General features: G+C 54.6%; 10 protein-coding genes and 1 pseudogene. 7 read left to right on the plus strand and 4 right to left on the minus strand.

The annotated features are described in order from the left end of the window. Nucleotides 1-273, plus strand: a pseudogene (locus RMSM_RS00275) (hypothetical protein); the annotation flags it as partial. Between the two features lie 166 nt (nucleotides 274-439). On the opposite strand, the gene RMSM_RS00280 reads toward RMSM_RS00275, so the two are convergent. Continuing rightward, nucleotides 440-1,861 carry a hypothetical protein gene (locus RMSM_RS00280; RefSeq protein ID WP_040763291.1) on the minus strand — a complete coding sequence of 474 codons (1,422 nt, stop codon included), beginning with the start codon at nucleotides 1,859-1,861 and terminating at the stop codon, nucleotides 440-442. Nucleotides 1,862-2,371: 510 nt separating this feature from the next. On the opposite strand from RMSM_RS00280, the gene RMSM_RS00285 reads away from it, so the two are divergent. The 3 genes from RMSM_RS00285 to RMSM_RS00295 are packed head-to-tail and all read left to right on the plus strand — an operon-like array spanning nucleotide 2,372 to nucleotide 6,385. Further along, on the plus strand, nucleotides 2,372-2,998 hold the full coding sequence (locus RMSM_RS00285; protein ID WP_008689786.1) for a sigma-70 family RNA polymerase sigma factor: 627 nt from the start codon (nucleotides 2,372-2,374) through the stop codon (nucleotides 2,996-2,998). After that, nucleotides 2,995-4,581, plus strand: coding sequence for a serine/threonine-protein kinase (locus RMSM_RS36255; protein WP_008689789.1), 1,587 nt, complete (start codon nucleotides 2,995-2,997; stop codon nucleotides 4,579-4,581). The genes RMSM_RS00285 and RMSM_RS36255 overlap by 4 nt, the downstream gene beginning before the upstream one ends. After that, on the plus strand, nucleotides 4,571-6,385 hold the full coding sequence (locus RMSM_RS00295; RefSeq protein WP_040763289.1) for a hypothetical protein: 1,815 nt from the start codon (nucleotides 4,571-4,573) through the stop codon (nucleotides 6,383-6,385). Before RMSM_RS36255 ends, RMSM_RS00295 begins: the two co-directional genes overlap by 11 nt. Before the next feature lie 306 nt (nucleotides 6,386-6,691). Here RMSM_RS00295 and RMSM_RS00300 read toward each other — a convergent pair whose 3' ends face one another. Both RMSM_RS00300 and RMSM_RS00305 read right to left on the minus strand, forming a co-directional pair. Further along, entirely contained in the window at nucleotides 6,692-8,113 is a 1,422-nt protein-coding gene (locus RMSM_RS00300) for a DUF1501 domain-containing protein (protein ID WP_008689793.1), read from the minus strand. Between the two features lie 8 nt (nucleotides 8,114-8,121). Next, nucleotides 8,122-11,451 (minus strand): PSD1 and planctomycete cytochrome C domain-containing protein, encoded by a 3,330-nt coding sequence (locus tag RMSM_RS00305; protein ID WP_052031427.1) that lies wholly within the window; start codon nucleotides 11,449-11,451, stop codon nucleotides 8,122-8,124. A gap of 227 nt (nucleotides 11,452-11,678) precedes the next feature. Here RMSM_RS00305 and RMSM_RS00310 point away from each other — a divergent pair, with 227 nt between their 5' ends. The 3 genes from RMSM_RS00310 (at nucleotide 11,679) to RMSM_RS00320 (ending at nucleotide 14,754) form a co-directional block, all read left to right on the plus strand. Continuing rightward, a complete protein-coding gene (locus tag RMSM_RS00310) occupies nucleotides 11,679-12,785 on the plus strand; it encodes a serine hydrolase domain-containing protein (protein WP_008689798.1) in 1,107 nt (368 codons plus the stop codon). 120 nt (nucleotides 12,786-12,905) lie between these two features. Then, nucleotides 12,906-14,195 (plus strand): sodium:calcium antiporter, encoded by a 1,290-nt coding sequence (locus tag RMSM_RS00315; protein ID WP_008689800.1) that lies wholly within the window; start codon nucleotides 12,906-12,908, stop codon nucleotides 14,193-14,195. A 319-nt stretch (nucleotides 14,196-14,514) separates the two neighbouring features. Then, on the plus strand, nucleotides 14,515-14,754 hold the full coding sequence (locus RMSM_RS00320) for a WYL domain-containing protein (RefSeq protein ID WP_236621942.1): 240 nt from the start codon (nucleotides 14,515-14,517) through the stop codon (nucleotides 14,752-14,754). A 204-nt stretch (nucleotides 14,755-14,958) separates the two neighbouring features. Here RMSM_RS00320 and RMSM_RS40480 read toward each other — a convergent pair. Then, on the minus strand, nucleotides 14,959-16,198 hold a 1,240-nt coding region (locus tag RMSM_RS40480; protein WP_160168197.1), incomplete at its 5' end, for an EMC3/TMCO1 family protein.

Genomic DNA, 16,198 nt, shown 5'->3' on the forward strand with positions numbered 1-16,198 from the left:
GTCTTTGGTCGCGAAGGCGACGCCGCGGGCGAATTTTATTATCCGTACGATTTGGCGTTCGCCAGCGATGGAACCTTGATCGTTTGCGAATACGGCAACCAACGATTACAGCGGTTCACGCCGGAGGGGAAGTGGATCGCCACTTGGGGTGCCCCCGGATTCCAGCCCGGGCAACTGTACCAGCCATGGGGCGTGGTGGTCGACTCGCAAGACCGCGTGCACGTCTTGGACAGCAACAATCACCGAGTCCAACGTCTAGCCCTATTCAGCTAAATGTGGGATAGGCTTCCAGCCTGTCATCGGTATCTACCTTGCCTTGCTTCCCTCTTTTACGTCCGCGCAAATAGACCAATATCCGGCTAACAGCCACATCCGAAACTCTCTGCGAGTTTCGCTACTTGGAGACGGAGGACCGATGACAGGCTGGAAGCCTATCCCACTACTTGATCTCTTTCAAATCGGCGCGGCTCTCTTCGTAGGTGGTGTCAAACGCGAGTGCGGCGGGGTCCGGAGTGACGCCCCAATTACCGCAGGCGGTTTCATAAAGTTCGGGCCACCAATTTCGATGCTCCGTCAAACCTTGCTCTTTGTACGCACGCCAATGGCTGAGCACTTTGGACCAACAGCGGTCACCGTAGTCGAGAGCTTCATTGAGCGAAGCGAACTTTGGCACGTACCAACGACGACCAATCTGAGCGTGTAGCACTTCATCGGCCCAATCAAAATCTTGAAACACGCTCGACAGGGGATCGCCGCTTTCCATTGCGACTTCCCATTCGTACCGCTTCCCTGTTTTGGGCATCAACCCTTGCTCAATAAAAAACAACACGCCATGACGCTCGCGTGCGTCGAGCTGTGTATTCAAGTTGCGTGACCAAGTGAAATTGATCGGAATTTTTGTCCAGTCGATTCCTTGCGCGACGAACCCGACTTCGCCCATCATCGCGTGTCGAGCTTCGTCCCACAGTTGCCGTGACATCTCGGCGTGAAAATCCCACGGTTCTTCGTCCCCAATTTCCACCAAGATGCTCGCCATCATCTCGGGCACATCCAATTCTCGGATTCGCTTGTAGTACATCATCAATGTCTTGTCGCGTGCGGAAAAACGCGAGTCGTACAAGAACGCTTCGGGATTGACGCCGGCATTAAACGAATCCTGGAACCGCTCATCACGCCGAGGTTCCGCTTGGTAAACAAACGCCGTCCGGCTGTGCATCGGCTCGGGGACCGAGGTGTCACTTGTCGCGGTACCATCCAATTCACCGGCCGCACGGAGACATTGCTGCAAACAATCGACCCAGGATTGCATCGACCTGCGTTGATCATGGTCAACCAAGCACGCGATCGATTGTTCACCTAACTGTTGGACTTCATCGATTTCGAATTCGATCAGCTTTGCGATGCGGATCGAGGGCGCGTCGGCAAGCGGATGCGCGTCGGTTTTGAATCGTTGACACGCCTCGAGCACTGCGGGAAACACCACCTCGTACACCCCGACGAGAAACTCATTCGTCGTCGGCGCCGCGGCGATTTCGTCCATCAATCGCTCGAGTCCTGGATGAGGAACTTTGTCGAGTCCCAGCGGAGGTTCACGCATCTCGCCGACGCGGCGACGAATCGAGCTGACTTGTTCGCTGCACAGGTAGGCATGATGGCTAAACAGCGTTTTGAGTTCATAGATCGGCTCGGCGGTGATCTTTGCTGTTAGCGTTTCATACAGCCGTTTGAACACAAAATGAAGACGTTTCCAGCGTTTGGCACTCTCCTGGACACTCCAGTCGCACTGGATTGCCCGCTCGAGCGAACTGAGTCCCGCCAACGAAGGAAGACCGCGGTAGGATTGATAGTGTTGTGTATTCATAATTTCTTGAAGGCGTCGGTCGACGCTGCCACTCATTGAGAATGTCAACTTAGGTAAGCAGGAATCATTGGATGAGATCCAGTTAGCCGTTTGGGCCAACGCTGTGAAGCATTTCTTCCTATAAGGAAAACGCGAATTTACTGTAGCGAAAGTCGCAGAGACTTTCGGCCATGCGAGTAAAACCGAAACTCTCTGCGAGTTTCGCTACGAAAAAATGCTTCACAGCGTTGGCCGTTTTGGGCATTTACTCCGGTTAAATGCCGGAACCGTGGCTAGCGCCAAAGCGGCTAACCTCCGGAAAGACTCCTGCCTCGCTGTTTCACAGTCTGAAATTATGAGCGATGGCGACATTGACCGCAATCTTTTGCCTTGCAGTCGCGAACGGACAAGAAATTCTGATTTAATTTCTTGCCAGGCGTCAGATCGGGGCCCCTCAAAGGGTCATACTGTTAGCTGAACTCGCTTCGATGCGTCTTCTCTTTTCATTTTTTGAGACGAATCTGTTTTCCCATGACGCCTTGGCCGACACCTTCTCCGCTGCTGATCTCCGAGATCGGCGATCTTGCCAACCACACTGCGTGGCAGCGGTTTGATGCGTTGTATCGACCTGTGATCTATCGATTTGCCCGGCGGCGTGGACTCGATCATCACGCCGCCGACGAAGTCGTCGCGGATGTGATCCGCCGAGTGGCACGAGCTGCCAGCCGCTGGCATCGACATGGCGACGAGGCATCTGGCGAAAAACCACCCGATCGTTTCACGGCGTGGCTGAACCGCGTGTCACGCAATTCGCTCGTCAACGTAGTCTGTCGTGACTTGAACCATCGAGGCATCGGCGGCACGACGCATCAGATGACACTCGAGTCGCGACCGGCGGCGACCGAGGATTCACGCAACGATTGGGAGAATGATCGCCAGCGTGTCTTGATCCGGTGGGCCGCCGATGCGATACGAGGTGATTATGACGAAACGAGCTGGGACGCGTTTTGGTCCACTCACGTCGAGGGCGAATCGATCGACAGTGTCACGCAGCGTTTGGGCAAATCACGCGGGGCAATCTATGCCATCCGCAGCCGGATCGTACGGCGATTACGCGAACAGGTCCAGCAGATCGAATCCGAGGAGGAACGATCATGAAGTCGAATGCGGAATTCTGTTTGGCCGACTCTGATTTCCAGTCGCTGTTGGCGGGGACGGACAATCCGCGGATGGAACAACATCTGGATCATTGTCAACAATGTGCATCGCGTCTGGAACAACTCGCTGCAGACGAAACGTTTTGGAAAACCTCGTCCCATAGCTTGAACGAGGATTTGTTGGACGCACCGGCACTTGATGAAATCGAAGTATCGGTGCAGCTATCGCCAGTACTACGCGCGATTTTATCGCCCAGCGATGATCCTCATTCGCTTGGGCGGATCGGCCGATTTGAGATCTGCGGCATCGTAGGCAGCGGCGGAATGGGAACCGTGCTGAAGGCCCGTGATGTTGATATCGATCGTATCGTCGCCCTGAAGTTGCCTGCAGCACATCTACTGGAACTCCCCTCGGCGCTGGAGCGGATCGAACGCGAAGCCCGCTCGGCGGCAACGATTCGTCACCCCAATATTATCGAGATTTACCAAGTTGATCGCTGGCAAGGGATCCCGTACTTGGTGATGCCCTATTTGCCCGGCCCATCGCTGATGTCTCGTTTAGAACAGCATGGCAAATTGGATGTGCTGGATGCGATCCGGATTGCTCGGCAAACTGCTGCGGCTTTATCGGCCGCTCATCAACACGGTGTCGTGCATCGCGATGTGAAACCCGGCAACATTTTGTTGGGCAAAGGAACCGAACAAGCGGTGTTGACCGATTTCGGGATCGCCAAAATTCAAGACGATGTCTCGATGACCAACACCGGCGTGATCGTCGGAACGCCTGGCTTTTTATCGCCCGAGCAAGCACGCGGGAGTGAGGCCGGACCGCAGAGCGATTTGTATTCGCTCGGCACCGTGTTGTGGTCGATGTTGACGGGCGAGCCGCCGATGCAGGGATTGCCGACGCATACGATCGTTGCCGCGATTGCTCGCGGCGAGATGCCCAAATTAGCCCAAACCGACCGCGATCTTCCCACGTGGGTGTACCGGTTAGTTGACTGGCTTCACGCACTTGATCCTGACGATCGGCCGGAAACCGCAGCCCAGTGTGAAACGATCCTGCGATCGTGTGAGCAACATTTACTTGATCCTGTGAGGTGTAAATTGCCATCTCGTTTACAAAATCGCCGGCGACTGTTGCCGTCGCTCATCGGCGTGCTCTGGTTGCTGATCGTGGTCTCGTTCAGTCTTACCGGCTTGCCCGAGTGGCCGGTCGATGAGGGCTTGTCATCGCGAGCGACCGCTTCGCAACCCGCGGACGGAAACGCTTTGGCCGCTCCCGCGGAACCGCCTGGCAATGCCGTCCCTGTTGCTATCCCGCAAAATTCGATGTCGGCGCGTTTACCGCAGGCGAACATGAACGATCCGTCATTCGCCCCGGCGAACGCATCCATCGCTGGCGCCGGTTTTTCAGCCGTTCCCATGACGTCGATACGTGTCGATGACGATTCGCAAATCGAAAAGCTCGAAACCAGCATGCGAGAACTCGATTTGGAAATGAACGCCCTGAGCGATGAACTGGATCGTTTGCGCGATAACAAAACACTCACTCCAACGGATGAGAACAACGATGGAAACTAAGCTCTTAAAGACAAGCGGCGTTTTGACGTTTCTGGCGGTGATCTCGATTTGGGGGTCGCCTCTGTATTCGCAAGAACCGAATTCGCAAGCACCGACAAACCGGATTCATGTTGTCGGTCCCGATGGAAAGTACGCTCCAGATACGATTGTCCATCGATTTGAGCACGGAGAGCTTGTGTTTTTGCCCGATGGCAAGGTGGTCACTTCGAGCAACGGCGACAGACGCTCCAGAGGATCCATCGGGTACATTCGCCTGATCGATGAGGGTGAAGGCATCCAGGTTGAACATCCGCAAGAGATGGGTGGTATGGGCGGTATGGGCATGGCTGGAGGAGGTGAGATGATGATGGGGATGGGGTCCGACATGGGAATGGAGATGGAAACGGGGATGGTACCCGATGAAGCAGTACAAACGACTGCACCGCCGTCGAATGTTCTTTATTTGGATCCTGGAGCTCCCGATATCTTCTTTGCCACCAATCCAAAAAACGAGTTTGCCTTTGTTCCTCCGAGTACCAACCTGATCAAGAAGATCCGACTACGTGAATCGGCGACATTGACGTTTTCCGTGCCGCGACACTATGTAGCGGATCGCTACGTGGTGCTGGCACTTTGGACCAACGGATTTGTCTATCCGCAGTTCGCGTTTCATCGTCCGCAGCTTGCTGCGAAACCGGAAATGTCGACCCCTGGGCATACTGGTTTTTCGGGTGGCGATACGTCCACTGCCGAAACTGGCCCAGGCACCTCCGATTGGCGTTTTCATTCGTACGTCTCCTATTGGCAAGTCGCTCCGCTGACCGAACCCGATGAGAAGGACGCTGATGGCTTTCACACTGCATCGGTGAAGATGCCGCCTGGTGAAGTCCGCCTGACGCTGGTCCCCAAAGATCGTTTCGAGGAAGTCCAGCACAATCCCACACTACTAAACCAGTTGTCGCTGATGGGTGGCCCCAGCCGAATTGTCGTGGCAAGATCAGGCAAGATCACAGGCACCAACACCACTCCTATCCCACTGGTAGCCGATGGAGCGGTCGATTTGGAGATCCGCGGGGATTTGAACGAAGCGACGATGCCCGATTGGTCCAGTGACGAACAATTGATCGTGTTGACACGGATTATTGATACGCCCCCAAAACCAAATCTGACGCATGCCGATGACTACATTCGTTTAGCCGACTCGACACGCGAACAGAGGTCTAAATATCGGCCGCTGGGAATCGTCGCCCATCCAACAGCAGACGGAACCTACTTGGCGGTCGGTCTGTTACCCGGTGAATATCATGCGTGGAAGATTCCTAAGTCGAGACTGGAGCGAGGAACCGGTTTTAGCCGAGCGCTCCCGATTGAACTCCTCTCTGCATCCTTACCACAAAAAGTTACGGCCAAGATCGGCACGCCTTCGTCATCGAATAATTTCAAGTTGCCGCTCCAGGCCCAGGTGAGTGTGGGCCAATCTAGTAGTGACGATCCGTTTGCAGCACCCGTTGTGAAGCCCAGTGCGAGTGACGTCGACAAATTACGAAAACGTCGCATCCAGATGCTCGCCAAACAGATCATCGAAATGGATCGACGTGTGCAAGTGGCCAAACACATGCTCACCGAGCTGATGCGTCAGGAGAAGATGATGCCACCCGCCCCACCCACTGATGATCCGTTCGCAGCAAAACCGGATCCCTTTAGTGGCGATCCGTTCGGCGGTGGAGCCGCTGCCGACGATCCGTTCAGCGCCGAGCCGATGCAGGATCCGTTTGCGGCTCCGCGGTTGCCGCAAACCCCTGCGGATGATCCCTTCGCACCGTAAGTCGTTTGCGACTTGTTGATTTAGCCTGACTTTAGAATGTTTCGTTTAACCGTCAGCCGATTGACGTACGCTAACGGATGCGAGTACGCCTTCGGCTAACGGTGAAACGATCAAATCAACAAGCCGTTAAGCAAAAATCGCGAAGACTTTTGCCAGACAACTCCGACTTTCAAAACGCTTGGCGAGTTTCGCTACGGGCGAGTGGAGTCGCAACGGTGGAGGAAAGACCTTGCGACCGATGACAGGCTGGAAGCCTATCCTACATAGGGCCTTGCACCCGATGACAGGCTGGAAGCCTATCCCACACTAGGCGATGATGGCGTGTTGGACGTTGCCGTGGACATCGGTCAGCCGGAAGTCACGACCGGCGTAGCGATACGTTAGCCGCGTGTGATCGAACCCCAGCAAATGCAGGATCGTGGCGTGTAGGTCATGCACGTGGACGCGATTTTCGACCGCCTTCAATCCGACTTCGTCGGTCGTTCCGTAGGTCATGCCGCCCTTGACGCCGCCGCCGGCCATCCAGACCGTGAATCCATCGTCATGATGGTCGCGACCCGGGTTCGCTGTCACCGGCATTTGTACCGTCGGCGTGCGTCCCATTTCGCCGCCCCAAATCACCAGCGTCTCATCGAGTAGTCCCTGCTGTTCCAAATCCGCCAACAGTGCCGCGATCGGTTGATCACACTCGCGTGCCAACCGTGGATGATTCTTTTCGATCGCCGCGTGCGAATCCCAAGGCTGTCCCGCACCGTGATACACCTGGACATAACGCACGCCGCGCTGGCTCAGTCGACGTGCGATCAACATTTGACGACCTTGCAGCGAATCCCCATACATCTTTTGAATGTGTTCGGGTTCGTCCGAAATGTCAAACGCCTCGCGGGCTTCGCCTTGCATACGAAACGCCAACTCGAGTGACTCGATTCGGCCGGTCAACTGTTGATCGTCTTCACGTTGGCTTAAATGCAAGCGATTCAAATCTTGGATCAAATCAAATTGCCGTCGCTGTTGATCATGCACCAAGAATTTGTTCTCGATATTGGCCACCAATTCTTCGGGATCAGTGAACTGGGTGTCCACGTGTGTGCCTTGATAGATCCCCGGCAAAAAGGCGTTTCGCCAATTCGCGGTCGCGGCGGTCGGCAGCCCCCGAGGACACATCACCACGTATCCAGGCAAACTTTGGTTCTCGGTTCCCAATCCGTAAAGTGCCCATGAACCGACACTTGGTCGTGGACGCACGATGTCGCCACAGTTCATCATCATCAATCCGGGTTCATGGTTCGGCACATCGGTCACCATCGACCGAATCACGCACATCTTGTCGACGTGCTTGGCGATGTTGGGAAACAATTCACTCACCTCGGTTCCACATTCACCATGCTTGGTGAACTTGAACGTCGACGGATGGCCAACACCGCCGAGTCGTCGGTCGCGGCCGAGTTTGTCGCTCAGCGTTTTGCCGGCAAACTTGGCCAAGTCCGGCTTCGGATCGAACGTATCGATCTGGCTTGGCCCTCCGTTGGCAAACAAGTGAATCACCCGTTTCGCCCGCGCCGGAAAATGGGGCGGACGCGGACTCAGCGAATTACCGGCGATCGGCTCGCTTGCCGATACGGCGGAACGTTGGGACTCGTCGCTTAAAATTCCGGCCAGGGCAAGCATGCCTAGACCCATGCCGCTACGCGACAGCATTCGTCGTCGGTCAATGGATTGGAAAGTCATAGTGGGTATCAATCGATATATAGAAATTCGTTGGTCAGCATCAACGCTTGTGCCAGTTGGGCGAGCGGTGTTAGCGGAGGAGGCGGTGGTGCTTGAAAATCGGCACTCGAGTTCCATGCGGAATCCGCAATCTCGCCTTCGATCCCCTTGATCTCAATCGTCCAAATATGAGCGTCCGCCGTGGTCGTTGATCGCGGCGAGACGACAAAATCAACCACTTGGCCTTTGACCACCGGTATACGATCCACCGTCGTCTTTGTTTCGCTGTTTGCCACGGTAAAGGATTCAGCAAGTGATTTTGAGCGAACAGTTGCGGTCACACCGTCGCCATTGTCGCGGGCGTGTTTCAATTTGCCACTCACCTCAACAACGCCGTCATCCGGTGCGGTCCAGCGGCGGATCACACAGAAATCATCGTTCCTGCCTGGGTGAGCTCCGTTGGCGGTGATACGCAGATGTTTCATCACAGGATCGGGAAACTCACTACTGAACTGATAAACCGATCCCGTCCAAAATTCCAATGGTGAAAAAGCAGCCAATGGATCATCGGCGTTTTCAGGGACGACGAGCGGCCCATATCCGTATTGCCAAACCTGATCCTGCGTTGCCACAGTCCCGGACGATGATGTCAAAAACGCACTCGCCATCGATCGTTCTTGTGGTGACGGATCACGGCTATAGACTTGCCGGTAAACCTTTTCGACTTGCTCGTCCATTGACGATTCATCTGCCGCGATACTCGCCACTTCACGAGCCAATTCGGCGACAAACGGGTGATTCATATTGAACAAGGCTTGTTGCGGAATCGTCGTTTCAGCGCGCGACGCCGCCGAAGCGGTCGGCGAGGCAAAGTCAAACGTCCGCAGCATCGGGTCCAATTCAATTCGGTCGATGTAGGCATAGATCGATCGGCGATGGGTATAGGGAGTCTCGCTCAGTTTGACCGAACGACCGCCGATGGTTCGGTCCAGCGAATTGGCGACCGTCAGCATTGAATCACGCATCGCTTCGAAATCGAGACGGCGACGATTCTGACGCCAAACCAGTCGGTTTTCGGGATCCAGCTGCAAACCTCGATCGTTCGCGTCGCTCGATTGAGCGTACGTATGGCTCGATGTGATCACTTGATGCAACCATTTCATCGACCATCCATTTCGCATGAATTCGCTGGCCAACCAATCCAACAAATCGGGATGGCTTGGCGGCGCCGTTCGCAAACCAAAGTCGTCGAGCGATTCAACTAACCCGCTGCCGAAATAGCGAGCCCAGACGCGGTTGACATACACCCGAGCGGTCAGCGGATTGTTTTCATCCGCGATCGATTCAGCTAATTCTTGGCGTCCGCTGCCGTTGCGAAACGGCTTAGGTTTCCCATCGGACAGCACGCTCAAGAATTGACGCGGGACGCGGTCACCACGTCGTTTGGGCTCGCCTCGCAGCATCACAAAGGGCGTGATTGGTTTTTCTAAATCCACAACCGTCATCGCTCGTGGCGGAGCCGCTGGATGACTGGCCTCGACCTCGGTGATCGCCTTCTCGAGATCTCCTAATTTCTTGCGGCCTTTGCCTGACAAACGTGATGCCGAGGCCACTTTCTCGACATCCAGATCAAACCAACCTTCGCGACCGAGTAGACGGACGCGGATTGCTTCGAGTGAATCGTCATCAAAAACTTCGGCATCAGGATGAGACTTTTTAAATCCGTTCCATTGTTTCAATGTCGCATCGAAAACATCGGCGTACGCCAGTGCCAATTCCGCACGTGATTTTGGCGATGTCGATGTCAGTTTCCGTTTGATCTGCGGATTAAGCGAATCGTCTCTGGACCATTTCTCAAGCAGAGCCGGGCGCTGTTTTTTAAATGCCGCCTCGCTCAGTGACAGACCATCGTGCCACGGTCCAAGCACGGCATCATCTTTCCAACGATTGTTTTTCAGTTCCTGCGCGAGCGAGTCATTCAGTGGCGTCATCGCGATGTCGACGACCTTTAATTTGCTGATCGCACTGCGAATATCCAGTTTGCCTTCGAGCGTCATCATCGTGAAGCCTTTGACGTACAGAGGCAGCTTGCTGCGAAGTTCTTTGACGGCGTCGGCGCGAAGCTGTTTTTTGTATTGCAACAGTTCGTGTTGTTTTGCAGCGAGCTTTTTCTCGAAATCAGCCTGCAGTTCGCCGCGAGGTTGATCAGTTGGAATGATCGGGAAATCATCCGCCGTCTTGGAGCTGGCAAAGACTCCGTACAGCGAATAAAAGTCTTCTGTCGGAACAGGGTCGTATTTGTGGTCGTGGCATCGCGCACATGCCACGGTAATCCCCATCAATCCGCGACAAACCACATCAATCTTGTCGGCCGCTTGTTCAACCCGGTTGTTGCGGAATTGCGGTCCGACGGTCAACAATCCCATCGCAGCCAACTCAGGCGCCGCAGGATCATCGGTATAGAAGTCGGCTGCGATTTGCTCTCGCAAAAACTGATCGTAGGGTTTGTCTTCATTCAAACTGTCGATCACATAATCGCGATAGGTATAGGCATACGGGTAACGCAGTTCCGCTTGTGCCTGCCAATCGCGAGTATCGGCGTAACGGGCGAGGTCTAACCAGTACCGTGCCCAGCGTTCACCATGATGATCGCTCGCCAACAGTTGCTCGATCGTACTGGCCACCACAACATCGGTCGTTCGGGGATCGCGGACAAATGCGTCCACCTCGTCCGCTGTCGGTGGCAGCCCGATCAAATCAAAATAGAGTCGTCGAACCAGCACGCTCCGCTCCGCTGCGGGCGATGGTTGCAAGTCGTTGTCGATCAATTCGCGAGCGATGAACGCATCCACCGGATTCGCTACCCACGTTTCCCAGCGTCCCTCGATCTTGGGCACCGGTGGATTTGCGATCGGTTGGAACGCCCAATGTGTTTCTGCGATCTTGTTGATCGCGACTTGGTCACCGAGCGATGGGGCAACCGGTTCGTCGCTGGCGGGCCAAGGCAATCCCATCCGAACCCATTTTTGCAACACTGCGACTTCGGCATGACTGAGCGGTTCATCCGGTGGCATCGATTCAAAACCATCCTGGCCGAGTACCGCTTTGATGATGAAACTTTCATCGACATTTCGAGCGACCGCGGCTGGACCGCTAATCCCGCCTTGCAAGACAAACGCCAAACCATCAAGCCGTAAATCGGATTCCTGCAGCTCCGAACCATGGCACTCTTGACACTTTTCGATCAACAACGGTCGGACTTGGTTCTCAAAGAACTCTTCACGCGGTGTCAATCCATCCCCGTATAAAAGGGTCGTCGTTATCAAGAAGCAGAGAAATCCAGAGAAAATGCGTTTCATTTGAAAATGACAGCTCAAGGATTCAGCGGAATCGGTGGGAAGGATCAAACGAGAATCGGGGATCCGATTTCGCTCGTGGAGAGGACAATTTGGGCGGGGGTCCCATCAGACAGTGTAAGTATAAAAGCCCCCGGCGTCGCCAGCAAAGCGAATTACCGTGGCGAAATATTTTGCCGGTTTTTTGCTGCTAAAATGCGATTGCCCAGGCCCTGATCGATTGGAATCCCATGCTTCGTCTTTTCCCTGCAATTTTTGGTCGCACCTTTTTTGCTGCAATCTATGTAGTTTGCCTTTCGTTCGAAGCAATCCCCGAGGAACCCTCTGGCGTCGGACGACTGGAGCAGCGCGTACAAAAGCTCGCCAAAACCTATATTCAATCACAGTCGATGATGGGAGTTTCGATCGGCGTGATCCAGGGTGCCGAATCGGCAACCGTCCATCACGGACGCACCAGCGAAATCGGGCCGCCGCCAAACGACCAAACACTTTACGAGATCGGTTCGATTTCGAAAGTGTTTACCGGCATTCTGGTCGCCGACGCTGTTAAGCGAGGCGAGATCCGTTTGGACCAACCGGTAAGCGAATTGTTGCCCACGGCGGTCACGATGCCGAGTTGGCCGGATCGCCCGATTACCGTACTCGACATCGCCACGCATCGATCAGGGCTGCCGCGATTAGGCGACAATATGCCCAGCCTGCATACCGCCAACCCCTACGGCGACTACACCTCGGCGTTGGCCTACGAGTTTCTAAATTCGCATTCGCTCAGCCGAGCTCCCGGGACACAATACGAGTACTCGAATCTTGCCTTTGGGTTGCTCGGACACTTGATCAGCCGCCAAACGAACAAAAGTTACGACGAATTATTGCAGAAAAGGCTGACCAAGCCGCTGGGAATGCCCGACACCGCTGTCGAATTGGCTCCGGCACAGAAAGCGAGACTGGCCACCCCCTACGATGCTGAAAAACAGCCGACATCGAACTGGAGCTTCGCCGACATGCCTGGGGCCGGAGGCATCCGCAGTACGATTTCGGACATGATGCGATTTGCAAAAGTGCATTTGCAGGTGCCTCGAAACGAAATTGGCTCGGCAATCGAACTGGCGTGGAAAAAACATCACGTCGGCGACGATTCCGACAATTCGATGGGACTCGGTTGGCACTTGATGGGCAAAGGCTCAACTCGCATTCATAGCGGCCAGACGGGGGGCTACCACAGCATCATCCTGGTCAACCGCGACACTCAATCGGCGGTGGTCGTGCTGGCCAATACCGCGACCGACGCCGTGGATGCTTTGGCAATCGAAGTGCTCGAGTTGTTGCAGGAAAACTAGTTTGCGATTTACGAGACCGATTGCGAGGCACCGGACCAGCCCTTATCACATTGCATTCCTGATGCAAATCGCTGGGGTGTCCTGCAAAAAAACAATGTGTCTTCGAAGCAAGAGTGATTGATGGGAATCTTGATTCCACTGGTTCTGATTTTCTTTACCTGTCTGTTGATCTGGCGGGCATGCGACAGTTTTGAAATTGCGTCCGAATACATTGGTCGCAACCTCTCCGAAGGGGTACGTGGTGGCACGATCAATGCGATCTCGAGCAGTGTTCCCGAACTGTTTACCACACTGATCGCATTATTTGTGCTGTCCGATCGAGACGGATTTTCGGTCGGCATCGGCACCACCGCTGGAAGCGCGCTGTTCAACGGCATGATCATTCCCGCAGCGTGTATTTTGTCGGTCGTCGGTGCGGTCGTGCTAGGGATTCGCGTGACGTCGGTGAACGTTTCCACCAAAGTCTTGCTGCGGGATGGCTTGTCGCTGATCTTTTGCGAAATCATCCTGATCCTGTTGATCAATGGTGCTCGATTGCATTGGTGGCAAGGATTGATCTTGATGGGGCTGTACGGAACCTATCTAGCCTTCATGCTGCTGTCGATGAAACGAGCCACAGGATCAGAAGACGCTGCGGTGGATGAGGACGAGCAGGATTTCGAAGGCGAAGCGGCGGCCGAACGAAGCGTCTTAGGACACACGTTTTATTGGTTGTCGCTCGGGCCACTGATGGATATGGAACGTGTTTTCGTGCGAGAGAAACATCGTCAACAAATCGACGAGGAGACGTGGAACGGATGGCCGCTTTTGTTGGCATCGACCGCCGTCATCGGTGCGGCGTGTTGGTTGTTGGTCAAAGCGTGCGAGTGGTTGGGAACCGGCAGCGTTGAGCACCCCAGTTACTCACTGTTTGGTTACGAATTGCAGGGAATAGGAATGCCCGCGATGTTCGTCGCCGTGATCTTTGCCTCGATGGCCACCAGCGTTCCCGACTTGGTGATGTCGATTCGCGATGCTCGTGACGGCGATTACGACGATGCCGTCGCGAACGCATTGGGCAGCAACGTGTTTGACATTTGCTTTGCGCTGGGATTTCCCTTGTTCCTATTCACGCTACTGCACGGCCCGATCGAAATGTCGCCCGACGTTGTCGCCCAAAGTGGCGAGTTGCGATTGCTGTTGCTGGTGCTGACCATTGTCGGATTCTTTGTTTACTACGTTGGCAAACGAGGCGTGAGTGAGACGGGAATCCAGTACGTCGAAATGCGAAGCGGCAAGGCCTTCATCCTGCTAGGAATCTACATCTTGTTCGTGGGCTACATCGTCGCCCGCAGCCAAGAGATGACGTTGGCACTGGAATTGTCAGCGTCGTTGCAATCGCTGCTGCATTGGCTTCCCACGATTGGATAACGGTGGCTAGACGGCCGGGTCGGTGAGCACTTTCAGCGAGACGCTGCAAAGCACTTTCCTTTAAAGGGATCGGGGATTTTGCGCGTAGCGGAACAGTCGGACGACGGCGAATCCGCATCCGTCATGCGTACGGCTATCGCCTATCGGTTAAACGAAACTGGCAAACCCTTCGCAGAAAAACACGTAAAAAACGCTGTTTTCGCTCTTTCTCGGCAAGTCGCAAAATATTTTTTCTCGCTGTGACCTGACGTGTCACAGGCATCACGAATACTGGAAGTAGTCAAGTAAACGACTTTCCTTTCATGTTTTCGAGGTACCAATGAACACAATTTTGCGACGCGCTATGCACGACTGTGACAACTACGTCATCGAAATGGACTACGTCGATGCCGAGGGCAACCAAACCCACCGCATCGTCAGCCCGATTCGGTTTATGGGCAGCTATCGCTTCCTGGGCTTATGCCTTTGCCGCGAAGCGCCTCGGCAATTCCAGTTGTCACGCTGCAAGAACGTGCGACTCACTCCGGCTGCGGATGTATTGATGCCGGTGGCGATGTGATTTTGTCGACGGGTTTGAAGCCCCCGACTGTTGTCCTCCCGACTGTTGTCACAGCTGTCGAAGACGTCGCTGGATCGCCAGGGATAGCGGAAATGCCAACCACGTTTTTTCATCTCTGCCGTACTGTTTGCATGACGAGGATCGTCAGGCAAATTGTGCGGCAGAGAATTTGCCGTGGAAAAATTTTTACTGCGAGCCCGCAGTTTATTCTTCGATCGTCAACGCTTCGGTCACCCACTCGTGCACCGTGGCAATTTGATCCTCTTGGGTGCCATACAGCAGACGCATTCCATCGGCTCCCCCAACGATATGGAACGCTTTTTCGGCATCCTCGTCACTGATCAGTTGCTGGGATTGATACAGCCGAATCTCTGCGAGCGCTTTGATGCGATCCGCTTTCGAACCGGAAAAGAGCGAGGCGATCCGTCGCTTGGCAATCTCAGGCGACAATTTTGGCATGTCGGCTAACACCATTTGCCGATCGATGATGGCAAACAGATTGGCGACCTGTTCGTTGACGTAGTCACGTGCAACGGTACCGGGCCGCTGGACTTCGACGCTGTCCGAAGCCTTGGAAAGTCCGATCGTTTTGCCATCGGCAACGCGAATCATTCGGCAGCGAGAAATATTTTGAATCGCGCCTTCGCGACCCTCTTTTAAAATCACGTCGAAATGCAGGATAAAGTCGATGTCGCGAGCCTTTGCTTTCTTTGTCGCTTCGGCCGAACTGACCGATCCGAGATAGACAATCCCTGGCTTCCACATCGGAAATGGCTCGAGTCCAGGATCAATCTTGGGTGTGTCGTCAAGCGGCGCTACCGCTTCCATCTCGGCAGCACGATTGCTGCCAAATTCGGAGCCCGAAGCCATCGATCGCTCCATCTCCATATCCATCTGCTCTTGTTCCATCCGCATCCGTTCTTGTTCCATTCGCTCACGCTCCATCGCTTCATCCATTTCTTGCTCCATGGAATCACCTTCGTTATTGTCGGGCGTAGCGACTACAGACGGAGGCGGTGCGATGGACGAGAGTGCCAGACCGAAATCGCCGCGTGAAAATCGAACGGAAAATTGTTCGGCGATCACTTCGGCCACCAATCCCAGAGCTTCTTCGAGTTCGGCTTCGGCGGTCTGGTCCAAATTGGCGGTGGCGTTGTTTCCTCGCCCCATTCCGCCAGCCTCCATGCCAAATTCACCAGATCCGAATTCGCTTGGCCCGAATTCTTCATCCTGAAAACCTGAGCTTGGTCGCTTGCCGCCCGAGCCTTCGGTGATCGCCCCCTTGTCCCCGGTATCATCGCCGCGCACCGCCAGCGACGTGCCCCAGCGGATCTGCCAAACAGGGCGTTTCAGCATCGCGCTGTATTTGACGCTATTAAGCTGTTCACTCGCTTTTTCCGGTTCGATCACCAAGTTGCCGAAGAACAATTCCAACGCCGTCGCC

It is taken from the genome of Rhodopirellula maiorica SM1 (assembly GCF_000346295.1).
In the GTDB taxonomy this organism is placed as follows: domain Bacteria; phylum Planctomycetota; class Planctomycetia; order Pirellulales; family Pirellulaceae; genus Novipirellula; species Novipirellula maiorica.